The organism is Streptomyces sp. NBC_01515 (assembly GCF_045040345.1).
Lineage (GTDB): Bacteria > Actinomycetota > Actinomycetes > Streptomycetales > Streptomycetaceae > Streptomyces.
Genome location: NZ_CP109416.1, coordinates 10,309,982 through 10,330,767, shown reverse-complemented (window position 1 = coordinate 10,330,767; position 20,786 = coordinate 10,309,982). Strand labels below are relative to the sequence as shown.

The window sequence follows — 20,786 nt, the reverse complement described above, 5'->3', positions numbered from 1 at the left end:
GGACCGAACCTCGCTAAAAAGTATACTGTTTTGCCGTCACCGTCCGCCCCGCACCTTCCGGAGAGCCGATGCTGGACTTCTCGATCGAACCCGGGTTCCAGGACAAACTGGACTGGGCGGCAGCCTTCGTGCGGGAGGAGATCGAGCCGCTCGATCTGCTGTTCCCGCACGGCGGCGACCCGTACGACACCCGCAACGAGAAGGCGCGCGCGATCCTGCGGCCGCTCCAGGACCAGGTCCGGGCCCAGGGCCTGTGGGCCTGCCACCTCGGCGCCGAACTCGGCGGGGCGGGCTACGGCCAGGTGAAGCTCGCGTACCTCAACGAGATCCTCGGCCGCTCCTACTGGGCCCCGACGGTCTTCGGCACCGCCGCCCCGGACACCGGCAACGCCGAAATCCTCGCCATGTTCGGCACCGACGAGCAGAAGGCGCGCTATCTCCAGCCCCTGCTCGACGGCGACATCGTCTCCACCTTCTCGATGACGGAACCGCAGGCCGGAGCCGATCCCAAGGAGTTCGTGTGCCGGGCCACGCGCGAGGGGGACGCGTGGGTGATCGAGGGGGAGAAGTGGTTCTCCTCCAACGCCCGGTACGCGGCCTTCCTCATCGTCATGGCCGTCACCGACCCGGATGCGGCGCCGCACGCCCGGATGTCGATGTTCGTCGTCCCGGCCGAGACACCCGGCATCGAGATCAAGCGCAACGTCGGCACGATGGACGAACGCGACTCCCTCGACGAGGGCATCCACGCCTACATCCGCTACGACCGGGTGCGGGTCCCGCTCGACGCCATGCTCGGCGGCCCCGGCGAGGGCTTCAAGGTCGCCCAGGCCCGGCTGGGCGGGGGCCGTGTGCACCACGCGATGCGCACCGTCGGCAAGTGCGCCCGCGCCTTCGACATGATGTGCGAGCGAGCGCTGTCCCGCCGTACTCAGGGCACTCTTCTCGCCGAGAAGCAGGCCGTGCAGCAGTTCATCGCGGACTCCTGGGTGGAGTTGCAGCAGTTCCGGCTGCTGGTGCTGCACACGGCCTGGATCATCGACACCCAGCCGCACGGCGCTGCCCGCACCCAGATCGCGATGTGCAAGGTCCAGACGGCGAAGGTGCTGCACGACATCATCCAGCGCGCCCTGCACCTGCACGGCTCGCTCGGCACCACCAACGAACTCCCGCTGGCGAAATGGTGGATGGCCGCACCGAACCTGGCCCTCGCCGACGGCCCCACCGAGGTCCACCGCACCACGATCGCCAAGCAGCTGCTGAAGAACCGCCGGCCGGCCGAGGGACTGTTCCCCAGCGAGCACATCCCGCCCAGGCTGGAGGCCGCCCGCAAGCGGTACGCGCACATCCTCGACGACGAGAGCCTCTCCGGCCGGGTGGACACATGAGCGCGCGGCGTGACACCGAGTCCCTTGCTCCGGCGGACCTGTTCGACCTGTCCGGCAAGGTCGCGCTCGTCACGGGCGGCAGCCGCGGCCTGGGTCTCGCGATGGTGCGCGCCCTCGCCGGCGCGGGCGCCGACGTCGTGATCGCCAGCCGCAAGCTCGACGCGTGCGAGACGGCGGCGGCCGAGGTCCGCGACCTGGGCCGGCGTGCCCTGCCGGTCGCCGCCCACGTCGGCCACTGGGACGACCTCGGCCGGCTCACCGACGCGGCCTACGCGGAGTTCGGCAAGGTCGACGTCCTGGTCAACAACGCCGGCATGTCACCCCTCGCCCCTTCCTCCGCCGACACGAGCGAGGAACTCTTCGACAAGGTGATCGGCGTCAACTTCAAGGGCCCGTTCCGGCTGGCCTCGTTGATCGGCCGGCGGATGGCCGACGCGGGCGGCGGCTCGATCATCAACGTCTCCTCCTCCGGCGCCCTGATGCCCCAGCCACGCTTCGGGCCGTACGCCGGCGCCAAGGCCGCCCTCAACGCACTGACCACGGTCTTCGCCCTGGAGTACGGCCCGACCGTACGGGTCAACACGATCTCGGCCGGGCCGTTCCTCACGGACGTCTCCAAGGCCTGGGCGGAGGAGAAGCGGCAGACCACGCGCAGCGCGATCGGACGTCCCGGGCAGCCGGAGGAGATCGTCGGTACCGCGCTGTATCTGGCGAGCGACGCGTCCAGCTACACGACGGGGGCGCTGATCCGGGTGGACGGCGGGCTGTACTAGCCGAGCAACTCCAGCGCCTGGTCCAGCAGTTCGGGCAGCGCGGGCAGCATCCGCCGGTGCATGGTGTTCAACTGCCCGGTCTTTCTGCCCCGCTTGATCAACAGCGCTGTCGCGGCCGACTCCTTGTACTTGGTGAGTGCCTCGAACCACGGCAGGTCCCGAAGCGGTTCACCTCGCGACTCCTCGTAGGCGTCGACCAGTTCGGCCCCGCCGGGCATGCCGGTGGGCTCGTCCGACAGAGCGGCGGGGTGGCGGGCCTCGTCGGTGAAGAAGGTCAGCCAGGTCATGTCGACGCGGGGGTCGCCGCGCGACCAGATCTCCCAGTCGATGACCGACGTGACCGAACTGTCCGCGCACAACGTGTTGCCGAGCCGGTAGTCGCCATGGGTGAACACCGGCGTCATCGCGGCGGGCACGGTCGCGTGCAACCGCTCCGCGACCACCTCATGGCCGGTGCGCAGGTCGTCGGAGACGGTACCGAACGCCCGCGTCCAACGGTCGATCTCCCCGGCGAGCGTCACCACCGGCTCCGCCGCGAGCGCCGTACGCGCCGGATCCACCCGGTGCAGGGCGGCCAGCATGCGCGCCGCGTCCAGGGCACGCCCCCGCACCTCCCCCGGGGGCAGCGTGCCGCGCGACACCAGCACCGGCTCGACGCACTCCCCCGGCACCAGTTCCATGGCCACGAAGGGCTGGATCCCCGGGGGCGTACCCGCGTCGCAGAACAGCACCTTCGGCACCCTTACGCCCGGCTGCCCGGCCAGCGCCGCCATGAGCCGTGCCTGGCGCAGCACGTCCCGGTTGCGGACCGGGGCCAGGCCGGGCGGTGCCACCTTGAGGACGACGCGCTCGTAGCCCGCCGGGACACCCGCCAGGGCCGCGACATACGTCAGGCTCGACGTGCCGCCGGTGAGCGGTTCGACGCCGTCCACCGTGGCGCCGGGGATCCAGCCGCCGACCACGGCGGCCGTACGATCCGTCAACTCCCGTATCAGCGCGGGGCTGTTGGTGACGACGCTCATGGCTGCCCCTTCGTCCCGTTCCCGGGTGCGGTCAGTGCAGCCACGATGTCGCGGCGCACCAGCTTGCCGGTCACCGTGCGCGGGAGTTCGGTCCAGTACGTGATGCGGTCCGGGGTCTTCGATCCGCGCAGTGTGCCGCGTACGGCCGCGCGCAGCGCGCCGGCGTCGGCCTTCGCGCCGTCGCGCGCCACCACGACGGCCTCGATGCGCTGACCCCACTCCTCGTCCGGGACACCGACCACCACGGCGTCGAGCACGTCCGGGTGCCGTAGAAGAACGTCCTCTATCTCGGCGGGCGCGATGTTCTCCGCGCCGCGGATGATCGTGTCGTCGGCTCTGCCCTCGATGTGGACGTAGCCGTCCGCGTCGAGGCGGCCCCGGTCCCGGGTGTGGAAGAAGCCCCGCTCGTCGACCGCGGAGCCCTGCCCCGCGTACTCCCCCGAGACCTGCTCGCCACGCACCCAGATCTGCCCGGTCTCCCCCGCGCCCAGCAACTCCCCGGTCACGTCGCGGACTTCGATCTCGATCCCCGGCACCGGCAGTCCTGCAGAACCGAGCCGGGCCCGCACCGCGGGGTCGTCGCTCGCGACGGCCGCCCGGTGTTCGGCCGGGCCCAGCACCGAGACGGTGGACGAAGTCTCCGTCAGGCCATAGGCGTTGACGAAGTCCACGCGCGGCCAGGTGCGCAGTGCCGTCTCGATCACACGCACCGGCATCCTGGCGCCACCGTAGGCCAGCGAGCGCATGGAGGGCACCGAACGGTCCAGCCCCGCCGTGTCCATGAGCCGGGCGAGCATGGTCGGCACGATCATCGCGTGCGTGATCCGCTGCTCCCTGACGAGGGCCAGCCAGCCCTCGGGGCTGAACTGGTCGAGGGTGAGGGTGCGCCGGCCGGCGTAGAGGTTCGTCAGCACATTGGAGACGGCGGCTATGTGGTACGGCGGCACACTCATCAGCGCCGCCTCTGCCGGGTCCGCCGCGGCGAACTCCACCGTGCCGAGCACGTACGACACGAGGTTGCGGTGACGCAGGACCACGCCCTTCGGGGCCGAGGTGGTTCCGCTGGTGTAGATCAGTACGGCGGGGGTGTCGGGCGATGGTGCCGGTCCCATGGCGCCATCGACGTTCGCGGCCGCCTCCGTGAGCCACTCGGCCGGGCCGCGGACCGTCAGTCCGGCCCTGCGCGGTGCCCTGGCCTGGTCGGGAGCGGCGATGGCCAGAGCGCGCGGGTGGTTCGCGAGGAGGGCGTCCAACTGCTCTTCGCCCAGGCGGTAGTTGACCGGGATCAGTGGAACGCCGGCGTGGGCGGCGGCGAACTGAGCGACGGCGAAGGCGGGGCCGTTCGTCGCCAGGTACACGATCGCGTCGGCATCGGCCGCGCGGACCGACCGGGCCCCGCCGGCGGCCAGTTCGCGCAGCCGTACGGGAGTGAGGCCGTCCTGTGCGCGGCCGATCACGACCCGGTCGCCGAAGCCCTCGGCGGCCATGTCCAGGATCATCGAGACGTTCATCGGCGCACTTCCCGCTTCCCGTTTCTCAGTCTTCCCGTTTGTCAGTCCGAGGCCGGGAGCGGCTTGGCGCTCTTCACCGGCAGGGCCACGCCGTTGACCGCGAGCGTGCCCTGCCCCTGTTTCGTGCAGAGCAGTTCGAGGCCCAGGTCCTCGTCGGCATAGCGCTTGCCGAGCAGCGAACCGCCCATCAGGTCCGGGTCGGCCGTGCCGGTGACGGCCCCCTGCGCGGTTCCCTCGATCATCGCGGCACCGCCGCAGGTGATGTCCAGCTCGCTGTCAGGGCAGCGCACGACGATCACCGCCGTCGTGTCCACCGTACTGGCGAGCATCTGTCCCACTCGTGGCCTCATCGCAGCTTCCTCCGCGGATCTTGTTCCGTTCCGGGCGCCCGAAGACCAGAAAAAAGTATACTACTTACCTCGATCGCGTCGAGATGACGAACCGAGCCGACATACCGAGCTGACGAACGGAGTCGCCGGATGGATCTCAAGACCGTCCTGTTCGAGGTGACCGACCATGTCGCCACGGTCACGCTGAACCGGCCGCAGGCCATGAACAGCTTCAACCAGCGGATGCTGGAGGACTTCTCCGCGCTCTGGGGCAGGGTGAAGACCGACGACGACGTGCACGTCGTCGTGTTGCGCGGATCGGGCGAGCGCGCGTTCAGCACCGGCATGGACGTGAAGGAGGGCATCGACCGGCATCCCAACGCGTGGTCGCAGACCGACCCCGGGGAGTTCCTGTCGCCGAAGCTGAACCAGGTGTGGAAACCCCTGGTCTGCGCGGTGCACGGGATGGCCGCCGGCGGCGCGTTCTACTGGCTCAACGAGGCCGACATCCTGATCTGTTCGCAGGACGCCACCTTCTTCGATCCGCACGTCAGCTACGGACTCACCGCGGCCCTGGAACCGATCGGGCTGGCCCGCCGCATCCCGCTCGGCGAGGCCCTGCGCATCGCGCTGCTCGGTCTGGACGAACGCCTGTCGGCCGCGCGCGCTCTCCAGATCGGGCTGGTCAGCGAGGTGTTGCCGGGCGAACAGCTCTGGGACCGGGCGGACGAGATCGCACGGGTCATCGCCGCCAAACCGCCGGCCGCGATCCAGGGCACGGTCCGCGCGATCTGGGAGTCCCTGGACGCGACCCGCACCCAGGCGCTGCGCACCGGACTGTCGTACACCCAGATCGGAAACCCGATCGGAAAGGCGGAGGTGGACCGCGCCGCGGTGCCCCGCGGACGGTGGACACTGCGCTGACACTCCCCTACGCTCCATAAAACAGTATCCTTTATTATGACGTTCCATGGAGGGCTGGCTCCGATGCGCTTTGGCATGCCCTGGCCGGGCCGCGAGGTGGCACGTGAGGCCGAGGAGGCCGGTGCGGGCGCCTTCTGCGCCGGCGAGTTCGTCGACCACGACGCCTACCTCACCCTCGCCGAGATCGTCGCGAACTCCGAGCGCGCCCTGGCGGGGCCCGCCATCGCGTACGCCTTCGCCCGCACCCCGTACGCGCACGCCACCGCGCTGCGCCAGCTGCACGCCCAGGCGCCGGGGCGGCTCTTCCTCGGTCTGGGCAGCGCCGCCTTCCGCATCAACCGCGACTGGCTCGACGTGCCCGCCGACCGCCCGGTGGACCGGATCGCGGAGACCGTCGGCGCGGTCCGCGCCTGGCTGCACGCGGAAAACGGTGAGCAGGTCCACTACTCCGGCGAGTTCTACTCGATCGACGCCGACGTCCGCGCACCCGTGCTCGGCCGGCTCGACATCCCCGTCCTGCTCGCCGCGTTCAACACCCGCATGGCCGCCACGGCGGGCCGGGTCGCCGACGGCGTCATCGGGCACGGGCTGTTCACCGGCTCCTGGTGGAACGACGTCGTACGCCCGTCGGTGGAGCGCGGCACGGTCGCCGCGGGCCGCGCCGACCCGCCGCTGGAACACGGCTGGGTCATCACGGCGGTCGACGACACCGCCCCCGAACGCGCCGTGGCCGACGCCCGGCGCATGATCGCCTTCTATCTGACGGTGAAGACGTACGACCCGTTCGTGGCCCACCACGGCTGGGAGGGCCCGGTGGCGCAGCTGCGCAAGGCGTTCCGGGCCGGTGACACCGACGCGATGGCCGCCGCCGTCACCGACGAGATGCTGACCGGGATCGCCGTGTGCGGGACGACGGCCGACGCGAAGGAGATGCTCGCCCGTCGCGCCGGTTCGCTGCCCCGTGACGTCGGCTATTTCGCTCCGCCGAGTTTCCTGGTGAGCCGGCGGCGCCGGGCCGGGTACGCCCGCGCGAGCCTCGCCCTGATCGACGAGCTGCCCGAGCCGTGAGAGAAGCGGCGGGCGGCACCCTCGGGCCACCCGCCGCTGCCATCGCATTTCAGTACCCTGAAACGCCGTTTCGCCGGTCAGGCGTTCTCGGTGACCGGGGCGAGTTTCCGGCTCTTGTCGAAGTGCACGACGTCGGCCAGGGTGCCGCCCAGGATGGCCGCACGGTCCTCGTCGTTCACCCCCTCGAAGTTCTCCGCGACGCACTCCGCACTGCTGCGGAAGGTGCCCTCCGCATGCGGATAGTCATTGCCCCACATCACCGTCGACAGGCCGGTGATGTGGCGTGCCTTGACGGCCGTGGGGTCGTCCGCGAACTGCACGTGGATCTGCCGACGGACGTACTCGGTCGGCTTGAGCGGGTAGGGCCACTTGTCGTTGATCGCGAACAGCCGCCCCATGGAAGGCTGTTCGGTCGCCGGACGGTTGTCGTCCCAGAAGCCCAGCCACCAGTCCGGATCCTGACCCGTACCCGTCTTCCACGCCTTGTCCATGTACCCCATGAAGGAGACCAGCCAGCCGGCCGTGTACTCGATCAGGTTGAAATGCAGATCCGGGAAGCGCTCACACACACCGCCGCCGACCAGGCTCGCGATGATGCCCTGCGGACCCGCCACCCCGGCACCGGCCGCGAACCCCATCGTCCGCCCGGCCACCATGTCGTCGGTCAGGTTCCCCTTGCCCATGTTCATCGACGTCATCAGACCCCGCACCGTCTGCGCCGTCCCGGACACCTGCTCCTTCACCTTCACGCCACCCGTGGCGACGTGGATGAACACCGGCAGGCCGTGCGCCTGGGCCGCGGCCCAGACCGGGTCGTACTCCCGCGCGTAGTAGGGCAGTGGTGGGATCTCAGGCAGCAGGATCGCCCCCAGTCCCAGCCGTGCGATCCGCTCGATCTCCGCCACCGCCGCCGGAACATCCGTGATCGGGATCGCCGCGGTGGGACGCAGCCGCTCCTTGTAGGGCAGGTAGCGCTCGACGAGGTAGTCGTTCCACACCCGCGCATGCGCCATCGACAGCTCGTGGTCGTCCGTGAACAGCACGAACAGCGACAGATTCGGGAACATCACCGACGCGTCGACGCCGTCGAAGTCCATGTCCCGGAGGATGTGCTCCGGATCACCGTCCGGAGTCTCCCCGCCCGTCTGGCGATACTTCGAGATCGTCCACCCGTCGAACCCGATGGTGTGGAGCTTCTTGAACTCCGTGTGCCCACCCGGCACGATCGGCTCGTCCAGCGTGAACTCCTCCTCCCACAGCGCGCGTTCACGCAACTGCTTGGGCAGGCGGGTCCTGAACAGATCGACCGGCTCGATGATGTGCGAATCGCCGGACACCACAAATTCCTTGAACACAGGCGGTACCTCTCTTCGAACTCCGTCGTCCGCAGCCAGAAGGCCGACCCCCAGATATCTGCGAAGTTAGCTGTACCGACCGGTCTAGTCAATAAACTCGACGCACCCCTGACCCGACTCCGCCAATTCAGTACACTCAACACGGGACACACTGATGAACTGATGAGGAGACGGCACATGACGACGGCGTACTCGTTCTCTTCCCGGCTCTACATCGACGGACAGCGCACCGACGGAATGTCGGACGCGCGGATCGTCGTACGCAATCCGGCGACGGAGGAGACCCTCACCGAGGTTCCCGACTCCTCGCTCGCGGATGTGCGGCGGGCGGTCGCGGCTGCGCGGCGGGCCTTCGACGAGGGGCCGTGGCCGCGGATGAGGCCCGCCGAGCGGGGCGCGGTCCTGCTGCGCATGGCGGAGGAGTTGGAGCGGCGGCTGCCCGAACTCGTCGCCGTCAACATGGCCGAGGCGGGTTCGGTGCGGGCGCTGGCGGAGAGTCTGCAGACCCGGGTGCCGGTGGCGCATCTGCGGGACATGGCCGAGCGGGTGATCCCGGCCTTCGCGTGGGAGCGTCCGATGGATCCTACGATCGCGCCGGGCCTCGGCATCTTCCAAGGGGTGCTGCGACGCGAGGCGTTCGGGGTGTGCGCGCTGATCCCGGCGTACAACTTCCCCTTCTTCCTCAGCATGATGAAGGTGATCCCCGCGCTCGCCGCGGGCTGCACCGTCGTACTGAAACCGGCGCCACAGACGCCGCTCGGCTCGCTGCTGCTCGGCGACTTCGCCGACGCGGCCGGGCTGCCGCCGGGTGTGCTGAACATCGTGACCGGCGACGTCGAGGCCGGCCGGGAGCTGACCACCCACCCGATGGTGGACCTCGTCAGCTTCACGGGCTCGGACACGGTGGGCCGCATGGTGTACGCGCAGGCCGCCGCCTCCATGAAGAAGGTCGTCCTGGAACTCGGCGGCAAGTCCGCCAACATCGTCCGCGCCGACGGCGATCTGGACGGTGCCGTCCGCTCCGCGCTGGCGGGCATGACCACCCATGCGGGACAGGGCTGTTCGCTGCTGACGCGCACGCTGGTGCACGAGTCGGTCCACGACGAGTTGGTCGACCGGTTGAACGCGGCCCTGGCCGATGTCAGGGTCGGCGATCCCGCCGATCCGGCCACCACGATGGGTCCGCTGATCAGCGCGGCCCAGCGGGACAAGGTCGAGAAGCTGATCCAGGTCGGCGAGGAGGAGGGCGCCCGTATCGTCCGCGGCGGCGGGCGCCCGGCCGGTCTCGACCAGGGCTACTTCCTGGAACCCACGCTCTTCGTCGGCGTGGACAACGCGATGGCCGTCGCCCGGACGGAGTTCTTCGGACCGGTCGGCGTCGTCATCCCGTTCCGCACCGACGAGGAGGCGGTGCACATCGCCAACGACAGTCCGTACGGTCTGGGCGGTGCCGTCTGGAGCGCGGACACGGTGGCCGCGTACGACATGGCGACCCGGCTGCGGACCGGCGGTGTCACGATCAACGGCGGCAGCCCCGGGGTGAGCCCCCGGGCCGCCTTCGGGGGTTACAAGCAGAGCGGACTCGGCCGCGAGTGGGGCGAGTTCGGGCTCGACGAGTATCTGCAGACGAAGACGGTGAGCTGGGCGGCACGCTGAGCGGTGTGTCGCCCGGCGGCCGCTCGTCACACGCTGAGCACCATCGCCGATCCCATGCCGCCACCCGCGCACATGGCCGCGACCGCCGTCCCTCCCCCGCGCCGCCGCAGCTCGTGCGCGAGCGTGACGACCATGCGCGCGCCGGTGGCGGCGATCGGGTGTCCGAGGCTGCATCCACTGCCGAAGGGATTGACCCGCTCCGGGTCGAGGTCCAGTTCGCGGGCGGTGGCGACGGCCACGGCGGCGAACGCCTCGTTGACCTCGAACAGGTCGACGTCCTCGATCCGCAGCCCGGCGCGGTCAAGTGCCTTGCGGATGGCGGCGATCGGGGCCAGTCCCGTCTCGACGGGATCGACGCCGACGCTCGCCCACGACCGTACGGTGGCGAGCGGCGCGAGCCCGTGCTCGGCGGCGACCTCGGCGGAGGCGACGACGACCGCGGCCGAACCGTCGTTCACCCCGCTGGAGTTGCCCGCCGTGATGGAGTAGCCGTCGATCTCGGGGTGCAGCACCTTCAGCGCCGCGAGCTTCTCGATGCTGGTGTCGCGCCGAGGGTGTTCGTCGGTGTCGAACACGGATTTGGTCCCGTCCCTCCCGATGACCTCGACCGGGACGATCTCGTCGGCGAACCGTCCCCCGTCGATCGCCCGCACGGCCCGCCGGTGCGAACGCAGCGCCCAACTGTCCATCTCCTGACGGGAGATGCCGGTCAGCCGGGCCGCGTTCCAGCCGACGAGGGTGGCCATGTCGTCGTTGGGCGCCTCACGGGTCGGCACGTGCGAGGGCGACATCCAGGGGTCCTGCCAGTCGTCGGTGCCCGGAATCCGGCGCCGGGCCACCGGCGCGGTCGAGGAGGACTGCGTTCCGCCCGCGACGACCGCGCGGTCCATTCCGGCGCGTACGCCCGCGGCGGCGGTCGCCACGCTCGACAGTCCCGAGGCGCAGTGCCGGTTGTGTGCCAGGCCGGGAACATGGGTCAGTCCGGCTTCGAGTGCCGCGTAGCGGGCGATGTCCCCGCCTCCGGCCAGGGTCTCGCCGAGGACGACGTCGTCGATCAGGCCGGGCGGCAGCCCGGCGCGTCGCACCGCCTCGCGTACGACGACGGTGGCGAGGTCGAAGGCGCTGGTGTCCCGCAGCGTTCCTCTCCGGGCGGTACCGATCGCGGTGCGGCAGGCGGCGAGCAGAACGGCATCAGTCATGTAATTGATGATACTTAACTCGACGCATGGCGCGGAAGAACGCGAAAAAGCGCCCCAGGATCTCGACCAGTCACCTAAAAGAGGATACCTTCTTCATGCCGTGGATCTGCTGTCGATCTGCCGTGGAACGGGTGGTGGCTGGTGAACTTCGAGCTCAGCGAGGAGCAGGCCATGCTGCGTGAGGCCTCGCGCGACCTGCTGTCCGACCGGGCCCCGATCGCCCTCGTACGAGCGTCGATGGACCGCTCCGAGGACGTCGACCCCGAACTCTGGCGGCTAACGTCCGACCTCGGCTGGCCCGGTCTGGCCCTGCCCGAGGAGTACGGCGGGTCCGGCCAGGGACTGGTCGAACTCGCCCTGGTCGCCGAGGAGATCGGGCGCGCGCTCGGCCGGGGCCCGTTCCTGCCGACGGCGGTCGTCGGCCGGGCGATCGCCTACGGAGGTTCCGGGCGACTGCGCGACGAGGTGCTGCCCGCGCTCGCCGCCGGAGCGGGCTGGGCCACCTGGGCCTTCGCCGAGCCGCACGCGCCCTGGACCCTCGACGGGGTCCGCGCGACCGCCCGTACGGACGGGGACCGGGCCGTCCTGGACGGCGTCAAGACCGTGGTGCAGGATGCCGGCGGCGCCCGCTGGCTGCTGGTCACCGCGCGCCACGAGGGCGAGCCGGCGTCCTTCCTCGTCGACCGCACGGCCCCCGGTGTCACGGTCCGGCGTCAGCGCGTGCTGGATCCCACCCGCGCGTTCCACGAGGTTCGGCTCGACGCCGTACGCGTCCCGCTCGGCGCCCGTCTCGACGGCGGGCCGGCCGACATCCAGGCCCTGCTCGACGAGGCGTCCGTCCTGCGGTGTGCGGACGCGCTCGGCGTGATGGGGCGGATGCTGGACCTGACCGTCGAACACACCGGCAGCCGGGTGCAGTTCGGGCGGCCGATCGGAAGCTTCCAGGCCGTCAAGCACGCCTGCGCCGACATGGCACTGCTCGTGCACGGCACCCGTGCCGCGACGTACTACGCGGCGATGGCCGCCGATGCCGGCACCGACGACGCCGCCCGCGCGGCCTGTGCCGCCGCCTCCTACGCCACGGCCGGCAGCGGTGAAGTCGCCGCCAGGGCACTGCAGTTGCACGGCGGCATCGGCTTCACCTGGGAGCACGACCTCCACCTCTATCTGCGCCGGGCCAGGGCCGACCGGGTGCTCCACGGGGACACGGCCGTCCACCGCGACCGGCTCTGCACCCTCCTCCAGCGCTCTTCCGCGTCCGCCTGAGCCGAGCGAAAGGGAATCGACCGATGGAGATCAAGGGCAAGAAGGCCGTGGTGTTCGGCGGTGCCTCCGGAATGGGGCGCGCCTGCGCCGAGTCGCTCGCGGCGCGCGGCGCCGACGTCGTCGTACTCGATCGTCCGGCGTCGGCCGGTGCCGAGGTCGCGGCGGCGTTGGGCGGGCGTTTCCAGCCGGTCGACGTCACCGACTTCGAGGCGACGGAGAGCGCGCTGGCCACCGCCGTCGAATCGCTCGGCGGGCTGCACGTCTCGATCACGACCGCGGGCGGCGGTACGGCGAAGCGGACGCTCGGCAGGAGCGGGCCGCACGACCTCGACACCTTCCGCCGGGTCCTCGACCTCAACACCGTCGCGACCTTCAACGTCAGCCGGCTCGCCGCCGCGCACATGAGCCGCAACGAGCCCGAGGACCCGGACGGCGAGCGCGGCGTCATCATCAACACGTCGTCGATCGCCGCCTTCGAGGGGCAGGTCGGCCAAGTCGCCTACGGGGCTGCCAAGGCCGCCATCGCCGGGATGTGTCTCACCATGGCGCGCGATCTCGGCTCACTCGGCATCCGTGTCCTGGCCATCGCGCCCAGCCTCTTCGACACGGGCGCCGTCGAGAAGATCCCCGACGAGGCACGGGCGGTCCTGGTCAGGGACGCGGCGTTCCCCAAACGCCTGGGCCGCCCCGAGGAGTACGCGAAGCTCGCGCTCGCCATCGTCGACAACCCGATGCTGAACGGCCAGTGCCTGCGGCTCGACGCGGGACAGCGCTTCGGGCCCAAGTGACCGGTGTGGGGCGCTGGTTGGAACGAGGACGACGACGGGAGCATCCGTAATGCCGGAACAGGACGAGCACCACGGCAAGGTCGCGTTCATCACCGGGGGCGGGCGCGGGTTCGGCAAGGCGTTCGGCGCGGCTCTGTCGGCGCGGGGTACGCACGTCGTGCTCGCGGACATCGACGGGGACGCGGCGCGGGCCGCAGCCGCCGACCTCACCGCCGCCGGCGGCAGCGTGACGGGGGTGGCGTGTGACGTCGCCGACGAGGGCGCGGTCGAGGCGGTCGTCGCCGAGGTCACCGAGCGGCACGGCGGCCTCGACATCCTCGTCAACAACGCGGGCCTGCACGCCGCTTACAACCGACCGTTCACCGAACTCGGCCTCGCCAACGTGCGCCGCGTGCTCGACGTGAACGTCATGGGCGTCATCATCTGCTCCCTCGCGGCACAGCGGGCCATGCGGGGGCGCGCCGGTGCCGCCATCGTCAACATCTCCTCGTCGGCGGCCTACGCGAACCGCAGCATCTACGGCGTCTCCAAACTCGCCGTACGCGGACTGACCGTGTCCTTCGCTCGCGAGTTCGCCGCCGACGGCATCCGCGTCAACGCGATCGCCCCGGGCCTGATCTTCACCGACACGGTCCGCGCCGAACTGTCCGAGGCCGAGGCGAAGCGGGTTCTGGGCGAGCAGATCCTCCAACGGGAGGGCGAGGAACGGGACATCGTCGAGGCGCTGCTGTATCTGGTCTCGTCGAAGGCCTCGTTCGTCACGGGTGAGACGTTGCGGGTGACGGGCGGGTTCGCGCTCTCGGTCTAGCGTCTCGGGAAGGGTTCGTGCCGACCGGACTCAGGGACGGGGCGGCTTCTCCCCTGCGGGATCCGCGGCCACTCCGATGCGGCGGAACACGGGGGCCGGGGGCAGCGGTTCCGTCCCGTCCGGCTGGGTGCGCATGCCGTCCAGCAGCAGGCGCAGGTAGCGCCGCCACAGCTCGGGCTCTCCAGTGTGGTCGGTGACCGCGGCCACCATCAGCTGGATCATCGGGAGATCCAGCTGATCCACGTCCGGGCGCAGCGCCCCCTGCTCCTTGGCGCGCGCGACCAGCGGATCGACCAGGGGCTTGATCCGCCGGCCGACCAGGGCATGCCGCTGAGCGGCCTTGCCGGTGCCGAGCATGACCTCGCGCAACCCCCGGTCGTGCGCCTGGAGTTCACACACCTTCTCCAGGCTGGACGCCAGCCCGCGCCACGGGTCTGGATCGGCGGCGGCCTCCCGGGCGGACGCCTCGACCTGGTCGATCATGTCCTCGAAGACCGCGTCGACCAGTTCTTCCTTGTTGGAGAAGTGCCGGTAGGCCGTCCCCACACCGAGCCCCGCGTGGCGGGCGACGTCGTCGAGGGTCGCGGCCAGACCCCGGTCGCGGAACACCTCGCGGGCGGCGGTCATCAGGCGGCGGCGGTTCAGCTCGGCATCGCGCCGCAAGGGCGGTCGGCCGGGTTCAGCGAGCTCCGCCATACCAGTCGTCACGCCTTCCGGATGATGCCGAATCGTCCCGCTCATCGTACCGGCGCGAGCTGGGCACCTCCTGATCAGGTTCGACCCTGGCGCGATCCGCACCGGCACCTAAACGGAGAAAACATCTCCGTTTGATGTTACGGTGGCGGAGCTGAACCGGAGATTCGATCTCCGTTTAGCACCTCGTGTCAGCGGGAGAAGGAGACATGGACATGCACGGAGAGAACGCAGCACCACAGGGGAAGGCCCGGGCACGCCGGCGGAGGGGCGGCGCCGCCGTCACGGTCACCATCACCGCGGGGCTGGCCCTGGTCGCCTGTTCCTCGGGCGGCAGCAGCTCGGCCGGGAGTACGTCCAGCCCCAGCGCCAGGACGGCCGCCTGCCCCACGGGCGCGACCACATCCGGCGCCGGTGCCGGTGCCGGAACGCCCGCAGGGAAGCCCACCGGAATGCCGTCGGGCAACGCGGGAGGCATCCCCATCGCCAAGACCATCAAGAAGTCGGACACCAGCACCAGCACCGTGATCGACCCCACCGGTGCGCAGATCCGGTGCGCCACCTCCGGGATCACCACCACGCACGACATCACGTACTCGTCGCCCACCACCGACGGCAAGAAGAGTGACCTGAAGCTGGACATCCAGGTGCCCACGTCCACATCGGGCAAGAAGCCGCTGGTCATCTACCTGACCGGCGGAGGCTTCGTCATGGCGGACCGTACCGCCAACCTGGATCAGCGCACCTATGTGGCCGACCAGGGTTACGTCGTGGCCAGCGTCCAGTACCGCACCACCAAGGACGGCGCCACGTACAAGGACGCCGTCGCCGATGTGAAGTCCGCGGTCCGGTACCTCCGCGCCAACGCGGACAAGTACTCCATCGACGCCGGCCAGGTCGCCGTATGGGGCCAGTCCGCGGGCGGCTACCTTGCGGCGATGACCGGCGCCACCAACGGGGAGAAGTCCTTCGACGTCGGTGACAACCTGGGCCGGAGCAGCGAAGTGCAGGGCGTGGTCGACGAGTTCGGCCCGGCCGACCTCTCCGAGCTCGCGGCCGACTACGACACGGCGGCCCAGAAGGCCAACTACGCGGCGGGCAACAGCGCCGCCCAGTGGGTCTACGGCCCCGGCACCAAGAAGTCGGTCGCGAACCGCACCGGCGAGGTGGCCGCCGCCGACCCGGGCACGCACATCACGTCCAAGACCGCACCGTTCATCCTGTTCCACGGCAGCGCCGACAACCTGGTCTCACCCAGCGAAACCCTGAACCTCCACACGGCACTGCGCGCCAAGGGAATCGACAGCACCCGCTACGTCCTCACCGGCGCAGGCCACGGAGACCTGTCCTTCACCGGCGACACCTCCGCCTCCCTGCCCTGGTCCACCCAGGAGACGATGGGCCACATCGTCGACTTCCTGGGCCGGCACCTCAAGTAACCCAGGATCAGGCGGCGTTGCCGATGACACCACGGGCGGCGAGCCCGAAGGCCCTCAATTCCTGGTAGAGGATTCGCTCCCGTTCCGCGGCAAGGGCCATGGTCTCGGCTTTGCGGGTGACGTCCCCGGCGCGAGCGTTGTCGGCCATCCGCCGCATGACTTCGGCGGCGCGGTGGACCTCGCGGGCCAGGGCGATCAAGCGACGTATCTCCTCATCGACACAAGGCAGTTCGGGCTCTTCCGAACGCAGTGCGTCGAGAACGGCGTCCATCCGCCCGGTCCGCCGTCGCCGGACAGCGTCCGGAAACCTGTGACGGTTCGTCACGCAGCGTGCGGCCGGGCCTCCGCGTCTGACACAGTGTCCCTTCATCCACACATCAGGGGCGTACCGTGTCCAACTCCGTATTTACGCCACCAGGTCAGCCGTCATGGGCCGCCGGATCACCGCCGAGGAAGAAGCGCGACTGGAAGGTAGTCAGTGGGGTCACCGTAGGCATTCTCGTCATCGGCGGCCTCGGCACCGCCTGCCGCAACACCACTGGTGCAGCCGGTAGTTCAACCGCAACCGCCACCAACACGAGCGACAACGCCAAGACCGGCGGCACGACCAAGACCGTCCCCCACTTCATCGGCATGGGTCTTCAGTCCGCGCAGGACGCAGCCCAGAAGCAGGGCTTCTACACCCTCAAGTCCCACGACTCGCTCGGCCGGGACCGCCACCAGATCCTCGACCGGGACTGGAAGGTCTGCTCCCAGAACGTGAAGGCCGGTACGACCACGTCCACCGAAACCCAACTCGACTTCGGCGCCGTGAAGTTGGACGAGACCTGCCCGGCGAAGGACCAGTCCGCGCCCACCACGGCCGGCGGAACGATGCCGGACTTCAAGGGAAAGTCGGTGAACGCCGCCCGCGACGCGCTCCGCTCCAGTACGTCGATCACGGTCAAGGACGCCTCCGGTAAAGGGCGTTACGTACTCCTGGAGTCGAACTGGCAGGTGTGCGCGGAGAAGCCGCCCGCCGGGACGAAGCTGAGCGGGCAGCCGGTGGAGTTCTCCGCGGTGAAGTTCGGGGAGTCCTGCCCGTAGCGGCGAGTGCGGCCGGTTCGGACCCGAGATCCTCGACACGGTTGACCACCTCATGCGTCACGCCGCACACCTCCTGCTGAGTGATACCTCGCAAGGGCCGCACACGCGCGTCGGGATGGTGTCAGTGTGATGCGAGGCCGCAGGGCCGCGGTGGAGCGGCCCTTGAGCGCGGACAGCCACACGCCGGCGCCGTAGGCGAGGTCGTCGAGGCGGCGCGCGACGCCGTAGCGGACCGGGTCGAGAGGGGCCCGGTCACGCCGGTACTCAAGGGCGATGTCGGCCAGCGCCGCCACCGCCGCCGCCCTGCGCACCCGGCGGGACGCCACGCAGCCCACGACCGTGAGGGGCCACCAGTGCCGGTTGAACAGGGCCGAGGCCTGGGCCAGAGCGGCCAAGGCTCCGTTGGCCGTCAGCCGCACGGCCAGCTGGTGAGGGTGCTGGATGCCGTCGACCTTGTGGCGGATCCTCAGGGTGACGCCCACGAGGACGGCACCCGCGACGGGCACCGACCACCTGCGCTGGGCGAGCAGCGCGGTGAGCAGTGCCGCGCTCCAGGGGGCGAACACGGCCGGGGCGATGAACCGCGGGTGGCGTTCGGCGAGGGGCTGCGCACCGGTGCCGTAGACGGCCTTGCGCAGCAGCCAGTCGTCGAGCCGCGCCCGGTGTTCGTGTGCCGCTTCGGCGGTCGGCTCGTAGCGCAGCCGCCGGCCCTGTTCGATCAGCCGCCAGCACAGGTCGACGTCCTCGCCGACTCGCATCCGTTCGTCGAAGCCGTCGGCCAGGCTATCCACGCGCGCTACGACACATGCCGTGGAGGCCCACGAGACTGGACTCCCGGGCCGCACTCCGGCCGGGTGGGCGCCCAGGTCCAGGGAGGAGCGGGCGTTCTCGTACCGTTCGATCCAGGTCGGAGCAGGTGAGGGCAGCCCGGTGATGCGGGGTACGGCCATGGCGACGGCCGGGTCGGCGAAGTGCCGGAGGAGGATGGGCACGGTGTCGGGGGCGAGCACGATGTCGGAGTCTGCGAACACCACGAAGGGGGTCGTGACGAGCCGGAGTCCGGCGTTGCGGGCGCCGGCCGGTCCGAGGTTCGTGGTCAGGGCGACCAGCGTGGCTCCGTGTTCCGCTGTGACGGCGGCGACGGCCTTCGGATCGCTGGACGCGTCGTCGACCACGATCACGGGGTGGTTCCCGCCAACACTGCCGAGCAGGCGGGCGAGTTGACGTGGCCGGTCACGGACCGGCACGACGACCGTGCAGCGGGGGTCGGTGGGCGGGGGCAGCGAGGCGACGACGGGATGGGCCATGCCGAGGTCCAGCAGCCGGTCCGCGAGAAGCGAGCTCGCCGCGTCCCGTACCCGCAACGTCCGCCCGGTGAGGTGCTGTTGGGCCCGCGGGGTCAGTCGTATCAGCCGGGTCGGGAAGCCGCCGACGAGGGCCCGGCCGTCGTCGACGATCCGGGTGTGGCGGTCGAGTTCGACCAGGAAGCCGACGGGCAGCGTCATGGCCGTACGGCCTGGTGGTCCGACTCCCGTGACGTGGGCGGGTGTTCCGGCTCGGTGAGCCGGCCCCGGTCGTCCACGGTCCAGGCGGTGATCCGGCGGACGGCGGCCGACGCCATCGTGTCGATCGCGCCGCGTCCCTCCGCCGCCGAGGCGCCGGTCGGGTCGCCGAGGACGCCGGAGGGTGAGACCGCGCGGACCCCGTGGGCCATGAGTTCCGGGAGGAGGGCGGTCAGCGGCCGGGTGTCACCGGCGACCGCCATGTCCAACCGCACCTGATCCGGGGCGAGATGGAGCATCACCGAGGTCTCGGTACGCCCGGCGTGCGCGTCACCTCCGGGGACGGCGCAGCCGGTCCAGGCCACGTCATGGCCTTCGGTGCGCAGCAGGGGGAGGGCGGTGTCGAGGGTGGCGGTGTTGCCGCCGTGGCCGTTGACCAGGACGATCCGTCCGGCCCACAGCGCCAGCGAGCGCACCGCCTCCACCAGCACGGCACACAGTGCTTCGTGGCCGATCGAGACGGTGCCGGGGAAACCCGCGTGCTCGCCGCTCGCGCCGTAGGGAAGTGTCGGTGCAACGAGCGCCGCGGGGAGGGCAGTTGCCGCTCGTTGCGCGACGGCCTCGGCGATGACGCTGTCCGTGTCGAGCGGCAGGTGCGGGCCGTGCTGTTCGGTGGACCCGATGGGCAGCAGGACCAGCACGTCGGACGGCACGAACGGCCAGGCGGTGTGGGCGAGTTCGGTCGCCGGGGCCCCGGCCATGCTCAGGCGGCCGGGGCGTCGCGGCCCAGGACGAGGGGGAAGCCCGGGGGTACGACCAGGTCGTCGGGGGTCAACTCGTGGACGGAGGAGTGCCCTAGGCCCAACACCGCCGAGTCGAGACCACTGCGGAGGATGTCCAGGACGTTCTCGACGCCGGCCTGTCCGTTCGCCGCCAGGCCCCACAGATAGGCGCGGCCGATCAGGACGGCGCGGGCACCCAGCGCGAGGGCCTTGGCCACGTCTCCGCCCCGCCGCACACCGCCGTCGAGAAGCACTTCGATCTGCGCGCCGACCGCGTCCGCTATCGCAGGAAGTACGCGGATGGTGGCGGGGGTGGTGTCGAGGTTGTTGCCGCCGTGGTTGGAGACGGACAGCGCGGTCACTCCGGCGTCGACGGCCCGCTTGGCGTCGTCGACGCGGGTGACTCCCTTGAGCAGGAAGGGTCCGCCCCACTCCTTGCGGAGCCACGCCACGTCCTCCCAGGTCGGGGGTGTGGTCTGCATCCACTCGCCGTAGGCGCCGAAGAAGGTGGGGGCCTCGCCGCCCGGGGGCCGCAGGTTGGGGACCGAAAGATCGGGCAGGCTACGGGACTTGGCGAACCTGAGCAGCCAGCCGGGGTGGGGCAGCACATCGGGCGCGAACCGCAGCATGGTCTTCAGGTCGAGCTTGTCGGGGATGGCCGGGCTTCCCCAGTCCCGCCCGTGGGAGAAGGACCAGTCGAGGGTGACGATGAGGGCTTTGGCGCCGGCCGCCCTGGCCCGGTCCATGCGCTGCGTCATCGTCGCCCGCGTGCCGCTCCAGTACAGCTGGTAGAAGAAGTCCGGCTGGGCGGCGGCGACTTCCTCAACCGGCTTACTGGCAAAGGAACTCAGGCCCATGACGACGCCCCTGCTCGCCGCCGCCCGGGCGACGGCCACCTCGCCCTCGGGGTCCACGGCCTGCACACCGGTCGGCGAGATGAGCACGGGGAGGGAGGTGGGTACTCCGAGCACGGTCGTGGACAGGTCGCGTTCCGCGTGATGGCCAACGACCCTGGGTGCGAAGCCAAGTCGGGCGAACGCCGCCGTGTTGTCGTCGATCGTACGGCCGCGCTCCGAGCCCGCGACGAGCGCTCGGTACACCGTGCTCGGCAGGCGCTTCCTCGCCCGGCGCCGCGCTTCGGCGACCGTCTCGAACCAGGGGTTCCTGCCCATGTGCCGCGTCCCTTCGATTGAGCTG

General features: G+C 70.5%; 20 protein-coding genes. 10 read left to right on the top strand and 10 right to left on the bottom strand.

The genetic code is table 11. From position 1 onward, the window contains the following. Positions 1-68: 68 nt before the first annotated feature. Entirely contained in the window at positions 69-1,388 is a 1,320-nt protein-coding gene (locus OG407_RS45665) for an acyl-CoA dehydrogenase family protein (protein ID WP_405866819.1), read from the top strand. Next, entirely contained in the window at positions 1,385-2,161 is a 777-nt protein-coding gene (locus OG407_RS45660; protein WP_405866817.1) for an SDR family NAD(P)-dependent oxidoreductase, read from the top strand. The genes OG407_RS45665 and OG407_RS45660 overlap by 4 nt, the downstream gene beginning before the upstream one ends. Here the strand turns inward: OG407_RS45660 and OG407_RS45655 are convergent. Genes OG407_RS45655 through OG407_RS45645 form a run of 3 tightly spaced genes read right to left on the bottom strand, consistent with a single transcriptional unit; the run spans position 2,158 to position 5,044 of the window. Further along, positions 2,158-3,183: a phosphotransferase family protein gene (locus OG407_RS45655; RefSeq protein WP_405866815.1), complete on the bottom strand. Its 1,026-nt coding sequence runs from the start codon at positions 3,181-3,183 to the stop codon at positions 2,158-2,160. The genes OG407_RS45660 and OG407_RS45655 overlap by 4 nt on opposite strands. Further along, on the bottom strand, positions 3,180-4,694 hold the full coding sequence (locus OG407_RS45650) for a class I adenylate-forming enzyme family protein (RefSeq protein ID WP_405866813.1): 1,515 nt from the start codon (positions 4,692-4,694) through the stop codon (positions 3,180-3,182). Before OG407_RS45650 ends, OG407_RS45655 begins: the two co-directional genes overlap by 4 nt. Positions 4,695-4,735: 41 nt before the next feature. Then, the gene (locus OG407_RS45645; protein ID WP_405866811.1) at positions 4,736-5,044 is read right to left on the bottom strand and encodes a hypothetical protein; all 309 of its coding nucleotides are present in this window, start codon (positions 5,042-5,044) and stop codon (positions 4,736-4,738) included. 129 nt (positions 5,045-5,173) lie between these two features. On the opposite strand from OG407_RS45645, the gene OG407_RS45640 reads away from it, so the two are divergent. Together OG407_RS45640 and OG407_RS45635 are read left to right on the top strand one after the other, a co-directional pair. Then, positions 5,174-5,947 (top strand): enoyl-CoA hydratase/isomerase family protein, encoded by a 774-nt coding sequence (locus OG407_RS45640; RefSeq protein WP_405866809.1) that lies wholly within the window; start codon positions 5,174-5,176, stop codon positions 5,945-5,947. Positions 5,948-6,010: 63 nt separating this feature from the next. Next, entirely contained in the window at positions 6,011-7,015 is a 1,005-nt protein-coding gene (locus OG407_RS45635) for an LLM class flavin-dependent oxidoreductase (protein WP_405866807.1), read from the top strand. 77 nt (positions 7,016-7,092) lie between these two features. On the opposite strand, the gene OG407_RS45630 is transcribed toward OG407_RS45635, so the two are convergent. Continuing rightward, on the bottom strand, positions 7,093-8,352 hold the full coding sequence (locus OG407_RS45630) for an amidohydrolase family protein (protein ID WP_405866805.1): 1,260 nt from the start codon (positions 8,350-8,352) through the stop codon (positions 7,093-7,095). 195 nt (positions 8,353-8,547) lie between these two features. Here OG407_RS45630 and OG407_RS45625 point away from each other — a divergent pair, with 195 nt between their 5' ends. Further along, entirely contained in the window at positions 8,548-10,026 is a 1,479-nt protein-coding gene (locus OG407_RS45625) for an aldehyde dehydrogenase family protein (RefSeq protein ID WP_405866803.1), read from the top strand. A 26-nt stretch (positions 10,027-10,052) separates the two neighbouring features. Here the strand turns inward: OG407_RS45625 and OG407_RS45620 are convergent, their stop codons facing one another. Further along, a complete protein-coding gene (locus tag OG407_RS45620; protein WP_405866801.1) occupies positions 10,053-11,225 on the bottom strand; it encodes a thiolase family protein in 1,173 nt (390 codons plus the stop codon). Positions 11,226-11,366: 141 nt separating this feature from the next. Between OG407_RS45620 and OG407_RS45615 the strand changes: the two genes are divergently transcribed. From OG407_RS45615 to OG407_RS45605, 3 genes are read left to right on the top strand one after another with little or no spacing between them, the layout of a single operon-like run. After that, positions 11,367-12,491: an acyl-CoA dehydrogenase family protein gene (locus tag OG407_RS45615; protein WP_405866799.1), complete on the top strand. Its 1,125-nt coding sequence runs from the start codon at positions 11,367-11,369 to the stop codon at positions 12,489-12,491. 23 nt (positions 12,492-12,514) lie between these two features. After that, positions 12,515-13,279, top strand: coding sequence for an SDR family NAD(P)-dependent oxidoreductase (locus OG407_RS45610; RefSeq protein WP_405866797.1), 765 nt, complete (start codon positions 12,515-12,517; stop codon positions 13,277-13,279). Between the two features lie 49 nt (positions 13,280-13,328). Further along, positions 13,329-14,087: an SDR family NAD(P)-dependent oxidoreductase gene (locus OG407_RS45605; protein ID WP_405866795.1), complete on the top strand. Its 759-nt coding sequence runs from the start codon at positions 13,329-13,331 to the stop codon at positions 14,085-14,087. Positions 14,088-14,117: 30 nt separating this feature from the next. Here OG407_RS45605 and OG407_RS45600 read toward each other — a convergent pair whose 3' ends face one another. After that, positions 14,118-14,783, bottom strand: a complete 666-nt coding sequence (locus tag OG407_RS45600) for a TetR/AcrR family transcriptional regulator (RefSeq protein ID WP_405866793.1) — start codon at positions 14,781-14,783, stop codon at positions 14,118-14,120. A 212-nt stretch (positions 14,784-14,995) separates the two neighbouring features. Here OG407_RS45600 and OG407_RS45595 point away from each other — a divergent pair, with 212 nt between their 5' ends. After that, positions 14,996-16,219 (top strand): prolyl oligopeptidase family serine peptidase, encoded by a 1,224-nt coding sequence (locus tag OG407_RS45595; RefSeq protein WP_405866791.1) that lies wholly within the window; start codon positions 14,996-14,998, stop codon positions 16,217-16,219. A 7-nt stretch (positions 16,220-16,226) separates the two neighbouring features. Here OG407_RS45595 and OG407_RS45590 read toward each other — a convergent pair whose 3' ends face one another. Continuing rightward, positions 16,227-16,490: a hypothetical protein gene (locus OG407_RS45590; RefSeq protein WP_405866789.1), complete on the bottom strand. Its 264-nt coding sequence runs from the start codon at positions 16,488-16,490 to the stop codon at positions 16,227-16,229. Positions 16,491-16,609: 119 nt separating this feature from the next. Between OG407_RS45590 and OG407_RS45585 the strand changes: the two genes are divergently transcribed. Continuing rightward, positions 16,610-17,305, top strand: a complete 696-nt coding sequence (locus tag OG407_RS45585) for a hypothetical protein (protein ID WP_405866787.1) — start codon at positions 16,610-16,612, stop codon at positions 17,303-17,305. A 50-nt stretch (positions 17,306-17,355) separates the two neighbouring features. Here the strand turns inward: OG407_RS45585 and mftF are convergent, their stop codons facing one another. The 3 genes from mftF to mftD are packed head-to-tail and all read right to left on the bottom strand — an operon-like array spanning position 17,356 to position 20,761. After that, positions 17,356-18,810: a mycofactocin biosynthesis glycosyltransferase MftF gene (gene mftF, locus OG407_RS45580; protein WP_405866785.1), complete on the bottom strand. Its 1,455-nt coding sequence runs from the start codon at positions 18,808-18,810 to the stop codon at positions 17,356-17,358. Next, complete coding sequence (gene mftE / locus OG407_RS45575; RefSeq protein ID WP_405866783.1) at positions 18,807-19,568, bottom strand: mycofactocin biosynthesis peptidyl-dipeptidase MftE; 762 nt, start codon at positions 19,566-19,568, stop codon at positions 18,807-18,809. The genes mftF and mftE overlap by 4 nt, the downstream gene beginning before the upstream one ends. A gap of 2 nt (positions 19,569-19,570) precedes the next feature. Then, complete coding sequence (gene mftD / locus OG407_RS45570; RefSeq protein WP_405866781.1) at positions 19,571-20,761, bottom strand: pre-mycofactocin synthase MftD; 1,191 nt, start codon at positions 20,759-20,761, stop codon at positions 19,571-19,573. Positions 20,762-20,786: the final 25 nt, after the last annotated feature.

Bases quoted from the DNA above. Each gene is read 5' to 3' on its own strand.
- OG407_RS45665 (WP_405866819.1), top strand. From the start codon at position 69: ATGCTGGACTTCTCGATCGAACCCGGGTTCCAGGACAAACTGGACTGG.
- OG407_RS45660 (WP_405866817.1), top strand. From the start codon at position 1,385: ATGAGCGCGCGGCGTGACACCGAGTCCCTTGCTCCGGCGGACCTGTTC.
- OG407_RS45655 (WP_405866815.1), bottom strand. From the start codon at position 3,183: ATGAGCGTCGTCACCAACAGCCCCGCGCTGATACGGGAGTTGACGGAT.
- OG407_RS45650 (WP_405866813.1), bottom strand. From the start codon at position 4,694: ATGAACGTCTCGATGATCCTGGACATGGCCGCCGAGGGCTTCGGCGAC.
- OG407_RS45645 (WP_405866811.1), bottom strand. From the start codon at position 5,044: ATGAGGCCACGAGTGGGACAGATGCTCGCCAGTACGGTGGACACGACG.
- OG407_RS45640 (WP_405866809.1), top strand. From the start codon at position 5,174: ATGGATCTCAAGACCGTCCTGTTCGAGGTGACCGACCATGTCGCCACG.
- OG407_RS45635 (WP_405866807.1), top strand. From the start codon at position 6,011: ATGCGCTTTGGCATGCCCTGGCCGGGCCGCGAGGTGGCACGTGAGGCC.
- OG407_RS45625 (WP_405866803.1), top strand. From the start codon at position 8,548: ATGACGACGGCGTACTCGTTCTCTTCCCGGCTCTACATCGACGGACAG.
- OG407_RS45620 (WP_405866801.1), bottom strand. From the start codon at position 11,225: ATGACTGATGCCGTTCTGCTCGCCGCCTGCCGCACCGCGATCGGTACC.
- OG407_RS45610 (WP_405866797.1), top strand. From the start codon at position 12,515: ATGGAGATCAAGGGCAAGAAGGCCGTGGTGTTCGGCGGTGCCTCCGGA.
- OG407_RS45605 (WP_405866795.1), top strand. From the start codon at position 13,329: ATGCCGGAACAGGACGAGCACCACGGCAAGGTCGCGTTCATCACCGGG.
- OG407_RS45600 (WP_405866793.1), bottom strand. From the start codon at position 14,783: ATGGCGGAGCTCGCTGAACCCGGCCGACCGCCCTTGCGGCGCGATGCC.
- OG407_RS45595 (WP_405866791.1), top strand. From the start codon at position 14,996: ATGCACGGAGAGAACGCAGCACCACAGGGGAAGGCCCGGGCACGCCGG.
- OG407_RS45590 (WP_405866789.1), bottom strand. From the start codon at position 16,490: ATGGACGCCGTTCTCGACGCACTGCGTTCGGAAGAGCCCGAACTGCCT.
- mftF (WP_405866785.1), bottom strand. From the start codon at position 18,810: ATGACGCTGCCCGTCGGCTTCCTGGTCGAACTCGACCGCCACACCCGG.
- mftE (WP_405866783.1), bottom strand. From the start codon at position 19,568: ATGGCCGGGGCCCCGGCGACCGAACTCGCCCACACCGCCTGGCCGTTC.
- mftD (WP_405866781.1), bottom strand. From the start codon at position 20,761: ATGGGCAGGAACCCCTGGTTCGAGACGGTCGCCGAAGCGCGGCGCCGG.